We start from the raw sequence: 16,295 nt of genomic DNA on the forward strand, positions 1-16,295 counted from the left end.
GTGCTAGGATCGCTCTCGTGAACAAGCCCGCCCACCCTCGAGCCCCCTACGCTCCGGCCTCACCGCCTTACGAGCTGGATGCCTATGGCTGGGCCATGGCGCAAGCTCGGCTGCTTCGCGAAGGCAGGCTCCGCGAGATCGATATCGAGAATATTGCGGAGGAAATGGAAAGCGTGGGGCGGAGCGAGAAAAGCAGCGCAGAGTCTCCCCTGCGTGTGCTGATGATGCACATCCTTAAGTGGCAGTTTCAACCGGAGCGACGCAGTCGCTCATGGGCCGCCAGCATCGCTTCTCAGCGTGCCGAGTTCGAGCGGGTGATGAGAGACAATCCCAGTCTCAGACCAAAGTTGGACGAAATCCGGGACTATGCCTTCCGGCGCGCACGCTTGGAGGCAGTGCGCGACACAGATTTGCCGTTGAAGACCTTTCCCGAAGTTCCACTCGACTGGGCTGTGGTCCTCAACGAGCCGTTCGATTTCGATCCCGCTTGACTCTGTCCGACGAACAGCTTGATCGATACGCTCGCCACATCGTCCTGAAGGAGATTGGCGGTGCGGGGCAGGTCAGGCTTGCGCGTGCCACGGTCGCCGTGATCGGCGCCGGAGGGATCGGCTGTCCGGCAATCCAGTATCTGGCGGCGGCCGGCGTGGGCCGCCTGCGCGTGATCGACGACGATACGGTGAGCCTTTCGAACCTGCAGCGGCAGATCCTGTTCGGCACCGACGATCTCGGCCGCCCGAAAGTGGAAGTTGCCGGTGAGGTCGTGGCGCGGCTCAACCCCGACGCGGCATTCGAACCGGTGGGCGAGCGCCTGACTTCCGCCAACGCCGAAGAACTGATCGGGGCGTGCGATCTGGTGCTCGACGGCTGCGACAACTTTGCCACGCGACTGGCGGTGGCGGACCACTGCACGCGTGCGCGTATTCCGCTGGTCTCGGCGGCTCTGGGGCAGTTCCAGGGGCAGATCGGCACGTTCCGCGGCTGGGAAACGGATCAGCCCTGTTACCGCTGCTTCGTCGGCGATGCGTTCGACGGGGACGATTGCGACACCTGCGCGGAACAGGGCGTGCTGGGCGCGATGGCGGGGCTGATCGGCAGTTGGGGCGCGATGGAAGCCGTGCGCGCGATCGTCGGGTTCGGACCCGATCAGGCGGGCATGGTGCATGTGATGGACGGCATCACGCCCATGCTGCGCACCATCCGCATCCCCAAGGATCCGGGCTGCCGCACCTGCGGGTCTACAGGCTCCTGAGGCCAAACTGCCGCTGCAGCATGTGGAACGGCTCCATACTGGGGCGGGCCGAAACTTCGGAAGACCAGCGCCGGAGGTTCGACGAGGCGATCGCCTCGATCGCACCCCAGGCAACCAGCCCCGCATAACCGAGAAAGGCGGTGATATCCGCCATCGTAAAGTCGTCGCCAGCGAGGAAGCGGTTGTCGGCCAGCTGCTGCTCCATCACCGGCAGCAGCTTGTGCGCGTGGCGTAGATTGTCGCGCGCCCACTCGGGAAACTGGGTCAGTGCGCCGATGAACATCGGCTGGCAGTGATGGCCATATTCGATCGCCGGATCCATCAGCATCCGCTCGGCCCGCCGCTCCCACATCGAGACGGTCGCCCGCTCCTGCGGCGTGGCGCCGAACAAGCTCGTACCCGGCGTCACCTCGTCCAGATAACGGCAGATGGTCAGCGACTCGGCAATGAGCAGCCCGTCGTCCGTCTCCAGCACGGGAATCTGCAACAGTGGGTTGATGCGCCGGTATTCGGCTTCGGAAAGCGTGCCGACATCAACCGTGTCGAGCGTGACGCCCCGTTCGGCTGCGAACACGAAGACCTTAACCGCGTTCGGCGCGATCGGCCGCATGTAGAGTTTCATGCCACCCTCCCCACTCCGCCTATCAGGGCGTCGCCACCGTCGCAACGCGGGTGAAACGACTGCATCCCCTTGCCGGATGCCGCGTTCGAATAGGCTGATCCTCGAGGAGCGTGTCATGGCTGGATTTGCAATCGTCACCGGAGCGTCGAGCGGCATCGGGCTGGAACTGGCCCGGCTCGCAGCGCAGGACGGCTATGACCTGCTGCTCGTCGCCGACACGCCGCTCGTCGACGCTTCGTCGCAGCTGAAGGGCCTGGGCGTACAGGTCGAGAATGTCGAGGCTGACCTCTCCACCTTCGAAGGCGTGGACCGGCTGCTGGCGGCGGCTCGCGGTCGGCCGGTCGACCTGCTCTTCGCCAATGCGGGGCATGGCCTTGGTCACGGGTTCTTGGAGCAGGATCCGGCCGAGTGGCGGCATGTGATCGACACCAACATCACCGGAACCGTCTATCTGCTGCAGAAGGTGCTGCGCGAGATGGTCGCGCGGAACGAAGGCCGGGTGCTGATCACCGGATCGATCGCGGGTCACATGGCCGGCGCGTTCCAGGCGGTCTATAACGGCACCAAGGCGTTCATCGACAGCTTCGCCGACGCGATCGTCAACGAACTGAAAGACACGAACGTCACCGTGACCTGCCTGAAGCCGGGCGCCACGGACACCGAGTTCTTCGAGCGCGCCGGCATGGAAGACACCAAGGTCGGCACCGCCAAGAAGGACGATCCTGACGATGTGGCCAAGACAGGTTACGACGCGCTGATGAAGGGCGAGCGGAGCGTCATCTACGGCTTCAAGAACAAGCTGCAGGTCGCCGCCGCTAGTGTGCTCGGCGGCGGCTTCTCGGCTGAGGCGCACCGCCACCAGGCCGAGCCCGGTTCAGGCAGCTAAACCGGGCCGACCGCTCAGTTCTTCGGGCGGGTATAGGGAACGAAATCGCCCAGCGAGACAAAGCCGGCCGGGATCATCGACGTGCGATCAAGCAGGCGCACCGTGTCGATGCTGCAGAGCTGCGAGCCGATCGTGCGGGTGACGAGGATATCGTCCCGGTGGAGCCAATCTGCCCCGGAGCGCGGACGGTTCACGTAGAGCTTGCTACCGACGCGATAAACGATTGCCGTGTCGTCGATGATCTCGGTCGAGCTGATGCTGCGCTGGTTAAGGCAGCTGACCGGCTTGCCGGCCACGCGGCCGTCGAGCATCCGGGCAAGCCGAGCTTCAGGCGGAAGCGGCGCGGCAGAGGCAGCCGACACGGCGCCGAGGGCCGCGGCAGCCAGGGTGAAGGTCTTCAGAATGTTTCGCATGGCGGCGTGCGTATCACGCGTCGGCTGAACGTCCGCTGACCGATCAATGCTGCCGGTTAAGAAAGCGGGGGATCAGCGGCAGCAGCTCCCGGCTGAGCAGGCCCGTGCCGCCATATCCGCGTGCCAAGGCGCTGCCGGCACTGCCATGCGTCCAAACGGCCCAGGCCGCGGCAACGAAGGGCGGTGCGCCGCGCGCGACCAGTCCGCCGACGATACCCGCCAGCACGTCGCCGGATCCGCCGGTCGCCAAGGCGGGCGTACCGCCGTCAAACTCCACTTCCTTGCCGCCGGGCGCGGCGATGATCGTGCGCGCGTCCTTCAGGCAGACAATGGCCTGCAACTCGTCAGCTGTCCGTCGGGCAATGGCCCAAGCATCCTGCTGCACCTGATCCACATCCAGACCGCTGAGCGAGGCCATCTCGCCTGGATGAGGCGTGAGGATGACTGCGCCGGCATGATCGCGCAGCAGCTCCTTGCAGGTGGCGGCGGCCGCGATTGCGCCGGCATCGAGGATGACGGCCACTTCGCCCGGCAGCCGCTCGATCACCGCACGCACCAGCCGCTCGCACTCTTTCGAGCCATGCATGCCGGGACCGAGGACAAGCGCGTCACAGGCACTTGCATGCTCCAGCAGCACATCGACTCCGTCTGCGCTCAATTCGCCGCCGGCAGTGGACGGGAGTGCGACCGCCGCGGCCTCCGGCACGAACATGCCGAGCAGCGTCCCGGATTCCGCGACCGTGCCGAGTTGCAGCTTGCCGGCACCCGCGCGCAGCGCTGCTTCGCCGGTCAGCCGCAGTGCACCGGGCACCAGCGCGCTGCCGCCGACCACGAACACCCGGCCGCGCTCGTTTTTGTTGGTGCGATGCTCCGTTTCCGGCAGCGGATTGCGGTCGAGCCAGTGGTCGTCGAGCCTGATCATCCGCGCACCGCCTGGATCGGCTCGGGCGCGCTCGTCACTGCCGCACCGGCCTCCTCCATGGGCGCCGTCACATTGTACCGGCTGAGCACCAGCTTGCCGAACGCCCCTTCCCGCGGGTCAAGCCGATATTCGGTGACCGAGCAATTCGCGACATCTGCCTCAGCGTCGATCGCGAGAATCTCGGCCTCGCTTAGGCTTTCGATCACATAGCGAAGGCACAGCACCACGACCTGATGCGCGACGATCATCACCCGCTGTTCGGCATGGTGCAGCGACACCGTGTCGAGCAGCGACCGAAGCCGCAAGATCACGTCGGCCCAGCTCTCGCCGCCGGGCGGACGATGATAGAATTTGCCCAGGATGCGGCGGAACTCGGCCTGATCCGGGTAGGTCGCGGCGACGCCAGGCGTGGTCAGCCCGTCGAGGATGCCGAACTCCTTCTCCCGCAGCCGCTCATCGACGCAGATGGGAATATCCGCCGCGCAGCCGCCCGCGTCGCGGAACAGGGCAGCGGTCTGCTGGGCGCGGACATAGGAAGAGCTCAGCAACACGTCCGGCTGGTCGCCGCCGGCCGCAAACCAGGCGCCCAGCGCGCGCGCCTGATCTTCTCCCAGGGGTGACAGCGGCACATCGACGTCGCGGCCGGTCAATGTAATCCGAACCAGCCCCTGCTCGTGTGCCGCATCGCGAGCGACATTGCCTGCACTTTGCCCGTGTCGGACCAGCCACAAAATGCTCGGCCAGCGACTCGCCATTCACACCTCACTCCGTCCAATCGGGCGTGTAACGATCAGGCGTCGCTTCGGGTCCGACACCGAAATGCGGTTAAGACAGCGCTGTCAGGGAACTTTTCCGTGGAGCGCCGATTGTCCGGGCATGACTGCTTCCATTCTGATCGTTGAAGACGAGATGCTGGTCGCGCTTGAAATGGAGAGCATTCTTCAGGAGCGTGGCTACCACATTGTCGGCATCGCCGCCGACCTGCAGGGCGCCATGGCCTATGCAGATGGCAGCATCGATCTTGCCTTGGTGGACCTCAACCTTCGCGACGGACTGACCGGGCCCGAGATCGGCAAGCGACTGGCCAGCGAACACAAGGCGGGCGTGCTCTTCGTCACCGCCAACCCTCGCATCTTGGGCAAGGGCATCGCCGGCACCATTGGTGTCCTCACCAAGCCGACCGATGAGGCCTCGCTCTCTTCGGCCGTCGCGTTCGCGCTGCAGCGGCGTCAAGGCCGCGAAGCCGAAGCGCCTCCATCGCTGAAGTGCTTCGGTTGAATCGGGTCAGGCGCGGCTGAGCGCGCGCGCCGGAAGCTCGATCCGTACCCGCAACCCGTCCGGCCTCCAGTCGCGCTCCAGCGTACCGCCCAGTTGCTGAACCACGCTCATGTCGGTCAGCCGGCTCCCGAAGCCGGAGAGCTGCGGAACGCCGTTGATCCTGGGCCCGCCGAACTCCTCCCAACTCAGGTGCACGGCGCCGCCAGCCACGGCGATGGTGATGGCGACCCGCCCCTCCGGCAACGACAGGGCGCCATATTTCATCGCATTGGTGGCAAGCTCGTGAAAGACAAGGCCGATCGGGGTGGCGCCCCGGTCGTCGACCGCAAGATCGTCGCCCTCGATCGTCAATCGCCCGTCATCCAGCGCCGGATAGGGGCTGAGCAGGTCGGCCAGCAGCGCCTTCAGCGTGGACTGGCCCGGATGCGGCGCGCTTTCCTCGCTGTGCGGACGGACATAGTCATGCGCGCGGCCCAGCGCCGCGATGCGGCCCTGCAGCTCGCGCGCAAGCGCCTTCATGTCCGGAAACTGGCGTGCGGATAGGCCGATTAGGCCGTTCACCACCGCGAAGATGTTCTTGATCCGGTGGCTGAGCTCGCGACTGAGGATGCTGTTGTGTTCGGCAATCCGCTTCTGCTCGTCGATTTCGGTGCAGGTGCCGACCCAGCGGATGATCTGCCCGTCCTCGCCCCGGACCGGGAGAGCGCGGCCCAGCGTCCAGCGATACTCTCCGCTATGATGCCGCAGGCGATATTCGATCTCGTACGGCTCACCCGTTGCCAGGCTGTGGCGCCAGCGCGCCCAAGCCCGCTCCTGATCTTCGGGATGGAACATTCCGTTCCACCCCTCGCCGTCGGTCGAGCCCTCCGGCACGCCTGTGAAGGCATACCATTGCGCGTTGTAGTAATCGTGCAAGCCGTCAGGCAGCGTGGACCAGACCATCTGCGGCATCGCGTCGGCGAGCTGCTTGAAGGAAATCTGGCCCGCCGCCATGTCCGTCAGATCCGCAATCGCTGAATTCAAGCTCGTCCTTCCCAGCCGGCGCGAAGAACGTGACGAACCCTCGGCACTCGATCTGCGTTGCCCTGATCTATATCAATGGGCAGACGAACGCCACACGTCCGCGTCCGGTTCAACGCTCCACTACTTTTTCGCTGCGCGTTTCGGCGCCGCCTTCTTGGCGGGCGCCTTCCGCGCGCTCCCACGACCCTTCTTCTTGGCTGGACCCGCCGTCGCCCGAGCATCGAGCAGTTGCGCCGCTTCTTCGAGCGTCAGGGCCTCGGGCGCCACCGTCTTGGGCAATGTCGCGTTGGTGGTGCCGTCGGTGACATAGGGCCCGAAGCGGCCCTCCATGAGCTTGATCTCGGCCTCGGTGCGCGGGTGCGCGCCGAGCACGCGCAGCGGCTCGCGCGAGGCGCCGCGCTGCGGACGCCCGCCGCCGGCCGCCGCCTCGGCGAGCTTCACCACCGCGGCGTTCATTCCGGTTTCGAACACCTCGGCCGTCGAGCCGAGCCGCGCATATTTGCCCTGGTGCGCCAGATAAGGGCCATAGCGGCCGATGGAGGCGGTGATCGGCTCGCCCGTCTCGGGATGCGCGCCGATCGTGCGCGGCAGGCTCAGCAGCTTCAGCGCGAGCGCCAGGTCGAGCTCGCCGGCATCCTTGGGGATCGACGCGCGCTTGGCGTCCTTGCCGTCACCCAGCTGGACATAGGGGCCGAAACGCCCCGACTTGCGAGTGACATCCTGCTCGGTATCCGGATCCTGGCCGAGCAGCTCATCGCCATTGTCGTTGCCCGCCTCCTCGCCTCCGCCTTGGGCGAAGCGGCGGGTGTATTTGCATTCCGGGTAGTTTGAGCATGCGACGAACGCACCGAACCGCCCACCCCGCAGCGCCAGCTTGCCGGACTTGCAGTTCGGGCAGAGACGCGGATCGGTGCCGTCCTCGCGTTCCGGGAAGAGGAAGGGCGCGAGGAATTCGTCGAGCGCGGCGGTAATGTCGGAGGGCTTCTGCTCCATCACCTCGGCGGTCTTGGGCTTGAAGTCGCGCCAAAAGGCTTCGAGCACCTTCTGCCATTCGGCCCGCCCGCCGGAGATCTCGTCCAGTTCTTCCTCGAGGCCGGCCGTGAAGTCGTAGCTGACATAACGCTCGAAGAACCGCTCGAGGAAAGCGGTCAGCAGGCGGCCGCTTTCCTGGGGCATGAAGCGGTTCTTCTCCAGCACGACATATTCGCGGTCCTTCAGCACCTGGAGAATGGACGCATAGGTGGAGGGGCGGCCAATGCCGAGCTCCTCCAGCCGCTTGACGAGGCTCGCTTCCGAAAAGCGGGGCGGCGGCTGGGTGAAATGCTGCTCGGCGTGCACCGCCTTCTTGAGCGGCGCGTCGCCCTGGCCGAGGCGCGGCAGGCGGCGGCTTTCCTCGTCATCCGCGTCGTCGCGGCCTTCCTCGTACAGCGCGAGATAGCCGGGGAAGAGCACGACCTGGCCGGTCGCCCGCAGCGCCGTCTGGCCGGTGCCGTCCTCCAGCTCCACCGTCGTGCGTTCCAGGCGCGCGGACGCCATCTGGCTCGCCAGCGCGCGCTTCCAGATCAGGTCGTAGAGCCGGGCATGATCGCCTGAGCCGACATGGTCGCGCCCGAAGTCGGTGGGGCGGATCGCCTCGTGCGCTTCCTGGGCGTTCTTCGCCTTGGTCTGATATTGCCGCGGCTTGTCGGGGACATAGCTGCCGTCATAGCGGTTCGCGATGGCGGCGCGGGCAGCGGAAATGGCGCTGCCGTCCATCTGCACGCCGTCGGTCCGCATATAGGTGATCGCGCCGTCTTCGTAGAGGTTCTGCGCGACCCGCATCGTGTGGCTGGCCGAAAAGCCGAGCTTGCGCGCCGCTTCCTGCTGCAGGGTCGAGGTTGTGAAGGGCGGCGGCGGGTTGCGGGTGAGCGGCTTGGTCTCGACACTGGCGACGGTGAAGCGCCCGGCCTCGACCGCGGCCTTGGCAGCTTCGGCGTCGCCCGCCTTGCCGATCGTCAGCCGATCGACCTTCTGCCCCTTGAAGCGCACCAGCCGCGCCTGAAAGGCGGTGCCGTCCTGCTCCATGTCGGCAAAGACGGACCAATATTCCTGCGGGCGGAAGGTCTCGATCTCGCGTTCGCGGTCGACGATCAGGCGCAGCGCCACCGACTGGACGCGGCCGGCCGACTTGGCGCCGGGCAACTTGCGCCACAGCACTGGCGAGAGGGTGAAGCCAACCAGATAATCGAGCGCGCGACGGGCCCGATAGGCGTCGATCAGGTCTTCATCGAGCTGCCGGGGCCTTGCCATCGCTTCGGTGACCGCCGACTTCGTGATCGCGTTGAACGTGACGCGCTCCACCGCCTTGGGCAGCGCCTTCCGCTTCTTCAGCACTTCCTGGACGTGCCAACTGATCGCCTCGCCTTCGCGATCAGGGTCGGTGGCGAGGATCAGTCGATCGGCCTTTTTCGCTTCGTCGGCGATGGCCTTGAGCTGCTTGGCCTTGTCGCCATAGGTCTCCCACTCCATCGCAAAGCCATTGTCCGGATCGACCGAGCCGTCCTTGGGCGGCAAGTCGCGGATATGGCCATAGGAGGCGAGCACACGATAATCGCGACCGAGATATTTCTCGATCGTCTTCGCCTTGGCGGGAGATTCGACAATCACAAGCTGCATGGACGTCACAGACCCTTACGTACGTACGCGCGAGGGTGGAGACGCTCGTCGGCTGCCGTCAAGCCTTGGCCGAAAGGTAACGTCGCCGGTCGAAGCTGCTTTGCGCACGTCAGGCCGCTCCGCTTGAGCGCGGCCCATTCATCAAGGAGACCGGACGATGAAGCCTCTTGCCCTGCTGCTCGCCCTGTGCGCAGCCCCCGCCTCTGCCCAGCCGCCCAGTGCGGCCGATCAAGCCGCACTGAATGCCCTCGCCGATACCGCCGACGCCGCATGGAACGACAAGGACGCGGCCCGGATGGCTGAAGCCTATGTGGCGGACGGCAGCCTGCGCATGGCCGGCGGCACCGTCGTCGAGGGCAAGGACGCGATCCGCGCCACCTTCGTGCGCAATTTCGCGGCGCGCCAGGGTACGATGCGGCACATCACCCAGGTCGATCGCGCCGAGATGATCGCCGCGGACCTCGCCTTCACCGAGGCCGGCGTGCGCGTCGAGCAGCAGCAGCCGGACGGCGGCTGGAAGCTGATGCGCACTTTCCGCAACATCAGCGTAGCCAGGCGCGATGGCGGTGCGTGGAAGCTCCGAAGCGTCCGCGCCTTCCTCGTGCCGAACCCGAACTGACCTGCAGACGCTAACCGTCCTGCTGCGCCAGAGCGCGGTAGTGGGCACGCAGGCTGACCTTGTCGATCTTTTCGGTGCCGAGGCGGGGAAGCGGGTCGGGCGCGATCCAGATGCGCGCAGGAATCTTGAACGCGGCGAGGCGGGGCTGGAGAAAGGCCTGGAGCCCCTCGGCGGTCAGCGTCGCGCCGTCGGCCGGGTGCACCACCGCGCCGGGGACTTCGCCGAAGCGTTCGTCGGGCAGCCCGAACACGGCGGCCTCCGCCACATCCACGCTCTCGTAAAGCGCCGCTTCGACTTCCTGACAGCTGATATTCTCGCCGCCGCGGATGATGATGTCCTTCTTGCGGTCGACGATAAAGAGATAGCCGTCCTCGTCGAGATAGCCGATGTCGCCGGTGCGGAAATAGCGATCGTGCGTGAACGCCACCTTGGTCGCTTCGGGATTCTTGTAATATTTGAGAAAGTTGCAGACCGAACGGATGCACACTTCGCCCCGCTGGCCCTGCGGCACCGGCTTGCCGGCGTCGTCGAGGATGGCGAGGTCCACTAGCGGGCGCGAGGCGCGGCCGGTCGAGTTGGGCTTGGCTAGGTAATTGTCGCGGAAATTGCCGCAGCCGACGCCGTTGGTCTCGGTCAGGCCATAGCCGATCAGCGGCTTGGCGCCGCCCATTTCCTCGTCGATGCGCTTCACATGCTCGACCGGGCGCGGCGCGCCGCCGGCCGCGAAGTCCATGACCGAGGAGAGGTTGTAATTCTTGCGGTTCGGGTGCGTCAGGATCTCGAAGCTCATCAGCGGCACGCCGACGAAATAGGTGACCTTCTCCCGCTCCATCAGCCGCATCGCCTCTTCGGCATCCCATTTCTGCATGATGACGAGCTTGCGGCCCATGGCGAAGCTTTGCAGCATAACCGGCACTTCGGCGGTAACGTGGAACAGCGGCACGTTGAGCAGCGTGCAGGGCTGCAGCGTCGGCGCCTGCCCCAGCTCGGTCGCCAGCTGCAGCGTCATCAGCGTCTGGGCGAGGTAGTTGAACACGCCTTGGGTGACGGCGCGGTGGGTGGAGATCGCTCCCTTCGACTGGCCGGTCGACCCGGAGGTGAAGAGTATGGTCGCGATGTCGTCGGGCCCGAGCGCCGGCAGTTCCGTCTCGGCGCCACCGCCGCGAGCGAGCACCGGCGCCAGCGCCTGCGCGATCGGCAGCCCGACATCGACCACCACCAGCTCGGCGCGATGCGTCGTCTCGGCCAGGCGCTTGGCGCGGGGCGGGTCGGCGAAGACGAGCCTGGTGTCGCTCTCGTCGATGCCTTCTGCCAGCTCCGAGCCGGTCCACCAGCCGTTGAGCAGGGTCGCGACGCCCCCGGCCATCAATATGCCCATGTAGAGCACGATCCAGGCGGGCGCGTTGCGCGCGGCGATGCCGACATGATCGCCGCGCTTGACGCCATAGCCCTGGACGAGCGCGCCGGCGACCGCGCGCGCCTGCGCATGCACCTGGGCAAAGGACAGCCGCTCGTCACCACAGACAAGGAAATCCTTGTCGCCATGCTGCGCACAGAAATGGTCGAAATAATAGGATAGCGCGGGCGGGGCGGCCGCGATCATCGGCAGCGTAACGCCACCATCCTCCCAGCTGGTCAGCGTCATCATGCTGCCGGGCGCGGTCAGGCCGTCCATGATCGTGTCGAGTTTCAGGTCCAATTCGGACGGCATGCTATCCTCTCGCCTTCTCTTATGCCCGGCACTATGGAGGCCGAAATCGCTTGGGGAAAGCCTTGATCCTGCCCTTTCTCGCCGACGCCGCCGGCTATCTCCACTTCGAGCAGTTGGGGCTGAGCCCGGTCGCGCTCGACCTCGGCTTCTTCCAGATCAAATGGTATTCGCTTGGCTATATCGCGGGCATCTTCATCGGCTGGTGGTACCTGCTGAAGCTGCTCGCCCAGCCCGGCGCACCGATGGCCAGGCGGCATGCCGACGACCTCGTCTTCTACGTGACGCTCGGCATCATCCTGGGCGGGCGGATCGGCTATGTGCTCTTCTACAAGCCCGACATGCTGGGCCGCCCATTGGAGATCCTGCAGCTATGGGAGGGCGGCATGTCCTTCCACGGCGGCTTGATCGGCGTGGTGCTGGCGCTCATCTATGCGGCGCGCAAGCATGGCCTCAATCTCCTCAGGGTAATGGACTATGTCGCCTGTGCGGTGCCGCCGGGCATCTTTCTCGTTCGCCTCGCCAACTTCGTGAATGGCGAGCTGTGGGGCCGGCCGACGACGGTCCCATGGGCGATCATCTTTCCGCGCGCAGGGCCGCAGCCGCGCCACCCCAGCCAGCTGTACGAGGCGGCCGGTGAAGGGCTGTTGCTGTTCCTGATCCTCTGGTTCCTGTTCTGGAAGACCGATGCCCGCTACCAGCCCGGCAAGCTCGTCGGCACCTTTGCGCTCGGCTATGGCCTGGTGCGCGTGGCGCTCGAACGCGTGCGCAACCCGGACGCCGGACTGGAACATCTCGCCTGGGGCCTCACCATGGGGCAGACGCTGAGCGTCCCGCTGCTGCTCGGCGGTGCCTGGCTCGTCGCCACGGCCAAAAGCCGACGGCAGCGAGTCGAGCCGATCGCAGGTAGCGAAAGCGTGTCCTGACACACAGGCGTAACGAATAGTTAACCACAGCGTCACGCTCGCCTGCTGTGGCGCACCCCTCACGAAAACAGGGGTGAACAATGCGACTCGGCCGTCTTCTCCTTGCTTCCGCCTGTGCGCTCGCGCCGGCGGCCGCGAACGCCGCCATCACGTTCGTCAACAAGTTCGAGATCGCCGGGGGCGCGACCGACCTGTCCGCCCTGGGCAATGCCTTCGCCAGCAATCGGCTGAGCATCGGCTCCGACCTCTATTATGACCGCGGGACGAACACCTTCTACGGCATCACCGATCGCGGTCCCGGCGGCGGGGTGATCGACTTCACGCCGCGCGTGCATAGCTTCAAGCTCGACATAAGCCTTTCCACCGGTGCGGTGAACGGCTTCAATTTGCAGAGCACGACACTGTTTCGCGACACCGACGGCATGGCGCTTACCGGCCTCAACCCGCTGCTCGCCGGCGGCAGCGTCAGCAATCTCGGGCGCTCGTTCGACTCGGAAGGCTTCGTCAAGCTGCCGAACGGAAACTTCCTAGTGTCCGACGAATATGGCCCGGCGGTCTACGAGTTTGCGCCGAACGGCACCAAGCTGCGCGCCTTCACCACACCGGACAATCTGATCCCGAAGCAGTCGAACGGCACGGTCAACTATGTCGACGGCCGTCCGACCATCACCAAGGGCCGCCAGGACAATCGCGGCTTCGAAGGGCTGACCGTCTCCCGCGACGGCACCAAGGCCTATGCGATCCTGCAGGATCCTTTGGTCAACGAAGGCACGGACAATGGCGCGATCGACGGCCGCCGCAGCCGGAACCTGCGCATCGTCGAGTTCGACATCGCAACCGGCCAATCGATCAAGCAGTATATCTATCAGCTCGAGAGCCGGAGCGACATCAACGATCGCATTCCCGGCACCAACGACGACTTCAACAGCTCGTCCCAAGGCCGCAACATCGGCGTGTCGAGCATTACCCCGTTGGAGGACGGCAGCTTCGTCGTGATCGAACGCGACAATCGCGGGCTCGGCGTCGATCCGGCGAGTTCGCTGCCGATCGGCAGCAAGCGCGTCTACCGCATCCGCCTCGAGGGCGCGACCGACGTGTCGAACGTCGATCTGACCAATACCAACACGCTGCCCAACGGCGTCAAGCCGGTGCAGAAATCGCTGTACCTCGACATCCAGGCGGCGCTGAAACAGGCGGGCTTCGACGCGGTCGAGAAGCTCGAAGGGCTGAGCTTCGGCCCCGTGCTCAGCGACGGCAGCCTCGGCCTCTACATCGTCTCCGACAATGATTTCTCGGTGACGCAGGATGCCGGCAATGTGCAGTTCGACGTGTGCGTCGGTGCCGGCGGTCGCATCACCGTACCGCTCGGTTCCGGCTGCCCGGATGTCGGCGGACAGCCGACTTCGCTGCTGCCGACGGTCGTCTATGCCTTCCGGGTGAGCGGCGCCGATGCGGTCGGCGTGGTGCCGGAGCCCGCCAGCTGGGCGATGATGATCGCAGGCTTCGGCCTTGCCGGCGCGTCGATGCGGCGGCGTAAGGTCGCCTTCGCATAACTCCGTTCGTATCGAGCGAAGTCGAGATACGCTTCTCGACTTCGCTCGAAGCGAACGGATATGGGGCTCGGGTGAGCCCTCCTTCCCTCACCTGCGCCGATGCGATTGCCGCGGCCATTGCGATCCAGGGGCCAATCCCGGTTGCGCACTTCATGGCGGCGGCGAACCGCCATTATTACGCGACGCGAGATCCGCTTGGCGCGGCGGGCGACTTCACCACCGCGCCCGAGATCAGCCAGATGTTTGGGGAACTGGTGGGCCTCTGGCTCGCCGACCTCTGGCTGCGCGCCGGCAAGCCGGGCGTGCGCTACGTCGAGCTCGGCCCCGGCCGCGGGACCTTGGCGGCGGATGCGCTGCGCGCGATGCGCAGCGCCGGGCTCGTCCCGCCGGTGCATTTGGTCGAGACGAGCCCGACACTGCGCGAGCAGCAGCGGCAGCGCGTGCCGGACGCAGTGTTCCACGATGACCTGGACGACGTGCCCTCCGATCGGCCGCTGCTGATCGTCGCCAATGAGTTCTTTGACGCCCTCCCCATCCGCCAGCTCGTCCGTGCGCCGAACGGCTGGCGGGAGCGGCATGTCGCCTGGGCCGATCCGCTGTTCGTGCCGGTGGCGAGCGGGCCGGCGCTGGACCAGATACTCCCGGACCAGCTACGCGGCTCGCCGATTGGCAGCATCATCGAGACCTCGCCTGCGTCGGCCGCCGTCGCGCGCCGAATCGGGCATCGGCTGGCGGGCCAGGGCGGTGCAGCCTTGATCGTGGACTATGGCTATGAGGGGCCGGCGATCGGCGACACGCTGCAGGCGGTGCGCGCGCATGCCTATGTCAATCCGTTCGAGGAGCCGGGCGAACGCGACCTGACCGCCCATGTGGACTTCGCAACATTGGCGGAGGCCGCGCGGGCGGAAGGCGCACGGAGTTTCGGACCCGTCGGCCAGGGCGCGTGGCTGGAGCGCATGGGTATCGCCGCGCGCGCCGAGCGCCTCGCCGCGGCGTCACCGGCGCGGGCCGACGAGATCGGGGCCGCGGTTGCGCGGCTGACCGGGCCGGACCAGATGGGCACCCTGTTCAAGGCCCTGGCGCTGACCGCGCCCGACTGGCCGCAGCCAGTGGGGTTCGAATGACGCAAGCAATCGAATATCGCGACGCCGTGCCGGAGGACGGTCGCGAGCTGGACGCCATGGCACAGGCCGTTTGGCTGGAGACGTTCGGCCATAGCGGATCGGCCGAGGACATCGGGCTGTATCTCGCCAAGGCCTACGGCCCGAACGGCGACCTGATCCGGCACCTGAACGATCCAGACCATCGCTTTCGCCTGGCTCTGCAGAATGAAGCGATAGTCGGTTATGCGAAGCTTTCCAAGCCTTGGCTCCCGCGGGAGCATGTCGGCCCGAGGGCGCGGCAGCTGAGCCAAATCTACATCGTGGGAAGCGCGCGCGGCTCGGGCGTCGCGAATACCCTCATGGATTGGGCGATCGAAACGGCAAGGGCCGAGAGCGCGGACGAGCTGCTGCTGACCGTCTGGGAGCATAATCCGCGCGCGATGCGCTTCTACGAGAAGCTCGGCTTCATGCACATCGGGGATTTTGAGTTCCCGATGGGCAATCAGATCGACCGCGACCTGATCATGCGGCTGCCGCTGTGAGCGTCGAGGTGATCCGCTCCCCGCTGCTCGACGGCACCGCGCATGGCTTTCTAGGGCGGCGCGGAGGCGTGTCGCATGGCGTTTGCGCGGGGCTGAATGTGGGGACCGGCTCCGGCGACGAGCCGGGCGCGGTGGAGGAAAACCGCCGGCGCGCCGTTGACGCGGTGCTGCCCGGCTCGACGCTGGTCACCATCTATCAGGTGCATTCGCCGACCTGTGTCGTAGCGGAGCCCTGGGCCTTTGCCGAGCGGCCGCAGGCGGATGCGCTGGTGACGGATCGTCCGGGGTTGCTGCTCGGCATCCTCACGGCCGATTGCGCCCCGGTGTTGTTCGCCGATCACGAGGCAGGCGTGTTGGGCGCGGCGCATGCCGGCTGGAAGGGCGCGCTCGGTGGGGTCACCGACGCGACCGTCGAGATGATGGAAAGGCTCGGCGCACGGCGCGAGCACATTGCCGCCGCGATCGGTCCCTGCATCGCGCGCGCCTCCTATGAAGTGGACGATAGTTTCGCGCGCCGCTTCGAGGAGGCCGATTCAGCGAACGAGCGTTTCTTCACCGCCGGCCGACCGGGCCATCATCTGTTCGACCTGGAGGGCTATGTCGCCGCCCGCCTCGCCGCGGCCGGCATCGGGCGAGTGGACGCACTCGGACTCGACACCTATGCGGAGGAGAGTCGCTTCTTCAGCTTTCGCCGCGCGACGCACAGGGGAGAACCGGATTATGGCCGGCAGATCAGCCTGATCGGCCTCGCGCCGTAGCGTGACCGGCGCTAGAGGGGCGCAATCAAGAAATC

At 66.2% G+C, this 16,295-nt stretch carries 16 protein-coding genes and 1 pseudogene; 10 read left to right on the forward strand and 7 right to left on the reverse strand.

Translation table 11 applies throughout. The annotated features are described in order from the left end of the window. Window positions 1-17 precede the first annotated feature (17 nt). Window positions 18-491, forward strand: a complete 474-nt coding sequence (locus tag HJG53_RS03675; RefSeq protein WP_171127804.1) for a DUF29 domain-containing protein — start codon at window positions 18-20, stop codon at window positions 489-491. Further along, entirely contained in the window at window positions 488-1,252 is a 765-nt protein-coding gene (locus HJG53_RS03680; RefSeq protein ID WP_171127805.1) for a HesA/MoeB/ThiF family protein, read from the forward strand. The genes HJG53_RS03675 and HJG53_RS03680 overlap by 4 nt, the downstream gene beginning before the upstream one ends. Here HJG53_RS03680 and HJG53_RS03685 read toward each other — a convergent pair. After that, window positions 1,239-1,874 (reverse strand): glutathione S-transferase family protein, encoded by a 636-nt coding sequence (locus HJG53_RS03685; RefSeq protein ID WP_171127806.1) that lies wholly within the window; start codon window positions 1,872-1,874, stop codon window positions 1,239-1,241. The two genes, HJG53_RS03680 and HJG53_RS03685, sit on opposite strands and share 14 nt — an antisense overlap. 115 nt (window positions 1,875-1,989) lie before the next feature. Between HJG53_RS03685 and HJG53_RS03690 the strand changes: the two genes are divergently transcribed. After that, window positions 1,990-2,760: an SDR family oxidoreductase gene (locus HJG53_RS03690; RefSeq protein WP_171127807.1), complete on the forward strand. Its 771-nt coding sequence runs from the start codon at window positions 1,990-1,992 to the stop codon at window positions 2,758-2,760. 14 nt (window positions 2,761-2,774) lie between these two features. On the opposite strand, the gene HJG53_RS03695 is transcribed toward HJG53_RS03690, so the two are convergent. Genes HJG53_RS03695 through HJG53_RS03705 form a run of 3 tightly spaced genes read right to left on the reverse strand, consistent with a single transcriptional unit; the run spans window position 2,775 to window position 4,850 of the window. Next, the gene (locus HJG53_RS03695; RefSeq protein ID WP_171127808.1) at window positions 2,775-3,173 is read right to left on the reverse strand and encodes a hypothetical protein; all 399 of its coding nucleotides are present in this window, start codon (window positions 3,171-3,173) and stop codon (window positions 2,775-2,777) included. A gap of 43 nt (window positions 3,174-3,216) precedes the next feature. After that, window positions 3,217-4,095, reverse strand: a complete 879-nt coding sequence (locus HJG53_RS03700; protein ID WP_171127809.1) for an NAD(P)H-hydrate dehydratase — start codon at window positions 4,093-4,095, stop codon at window positions 3,217-3,219. Next, entirely contained in the window at window positions 4,092-4,850 is a 759-nt protein-coding gene (locus HJG53_RS03705) for a histidine phosphatase family protein (protein ID WP_171127810.1), read from the reverse strand. Before HJG53_RS03705 ends, HJG53_RS03700 begins: the two co-directional genes overlap by 4 nt. 121 nt (window positions 4,851-4,971) lie before the next feature. Between HJG53_RS03705 and HJG53_RS03710 the strand changes: the two genes are divergently transcribed. Further along, complete coding sequence (locus HJG53_RS03710; RefSeq protein ID WP_171127811.1) at window positions 4,972-5,373, forward strand: response regulator; 402 nt, start codon at window positions 4,972-4,974, stop codon at window positions 5,371-5,373. Between the two features lie 6 nt (window positions 5,374-5,379). On the opposite strand, the pseudogene HJG53_RS03715 reads toward HJG53_RS03710, so the two are convergent. After that, a pseudogene (locus tag HJG53_RS03715) lies at window positions 5,380-6,345 on the reverse strand (sensor histidine kinase); the annotation flags it as partial. A 171-nt stretch (window positions 6,346-6,516) separates the two neighbouring features. Continuing rightward, window positions 6,517-9,051 (reverse strand): type I DNA topoisomerase, encoded by a 2,535-nt coding sequence (gene topA, locus HJG53_RS03720; protein WP_171127812.1) that lies wholly within the window; start codon window positions 9,049-9,051, stop codon window positions 6,517-6,519. Window positions 9,052-9,208: 157 nt separating this feature from the next. Here topA and HJG53_RS03725 point away from each other — a divergent pair, with 157 nt between their 5' ends. Further along, entirely contained in the window at window positions 9,209-9,670 is a 462-nt protein-coding gene (locus HJG53_RS03725; RefSeq protein ID WP_171127813.1) for an SgcJ/EcaC family oxidoreductase, read from the forward strand. A 10-nt stretch (window positions 9,671-9,680) separates the two neighbouring features. Here HJG53_RS03725 and HJG53_RS03730 read toward each other — a convergent pair whose 3' ends face one another. Beyond that, the gene (locus HJG53_RS03730) at window positions 9,681-11,381 is read right to left on the reverse strand and encodes a class I adenylate-forming enzyme family protein (protein WP_171127814.1); all 1,701 of its coding nucleotides are present in this window, start codon (window positions 11,379-11,381) and stop codon (window positions 9,681-9,683) included. 62 nt (window positions 11,382-11,443) lie between these two features. Here HJG53_RS03730 and lgt point away from each other — a divergent pair, with 62 nt between their 5' ends. From lgt to pgeF, 5 genes are all read left to right on the forward strand, one after another. Continuing rightward, window positions 11,444-12,304, forward strand: a complete 861-nt coding sequence (lgt, locus tag HJG53_RS03735; RefSeq protein ID WP_171127815.1) for a prolipoprotein diacylglyceryl transferase — start codon at window positions 11,444-11,446, stop codon at window positions 12,302-12,304. A gap of 80 nt (window positions 12,305-12,384) precedes the next feature. Then, window positions 12,385-13,857 carry an esterase-like activity of phytase family protein gene (locus HJG53_RS18545; RefSeq protein ID WP_171127816.1) on the forward strand — a complete coding sequence of 491 codons (1,473 nt, stop codon included), beginning with the start codon at window positions 12,385-12,387 and terminating at the stop codon, window positions 13,855-13,857. 152 nt (window positions 13,858-14,009) lie between these two features. After that, entirely contained in the window at window positions 14,010-14,981 is a 972-nt protein-coding gene (locus tag HJG53_RS03745; RefSeq protein WP_171128166.1) for a class I SAM-dependent methyltransferase, read from the forward strand. Next, complete coding sequence (locus HJG53_RS03750; RefSeq protein WP_171127817.1) at window positions 14,978-15,502, forward strand: GNAT family N-acetyltransferase; 525 nt, start codon at window positions 14,978-14,980, stop codon at window positions 15,500-15,502. The genes HJG53_RS03745 and HJG53_RS03750 overlap by 4 nt, the downstream gene beginning before the upstream one ends. Before the next feature lie 8 nt (window positions 15,503-15,510). After that, entirely contained in the window at window positions 15,511-16,260 is a 750-nt protein-coding gene (gene pgeF / locus HJG53_RS03755; protein ID WP_368039495.1) for a peptidoglycan editing factor PgeF, read from the forward strand. The last annotated feature ends 35 nt before the right edge of the window (window positions 16,261-16,295 follow it).

It is taken from the genome of Sphingomonas sp. ID1715, from assembly GCF_013044515.1.
In the GTDB taxonomy this organism is placed as follows: Bacteria; Pseudomonadota; Alphaproteobacteria; order Sphingomonadales; family Sphingomonadaceae; genus Sphingomonas_B.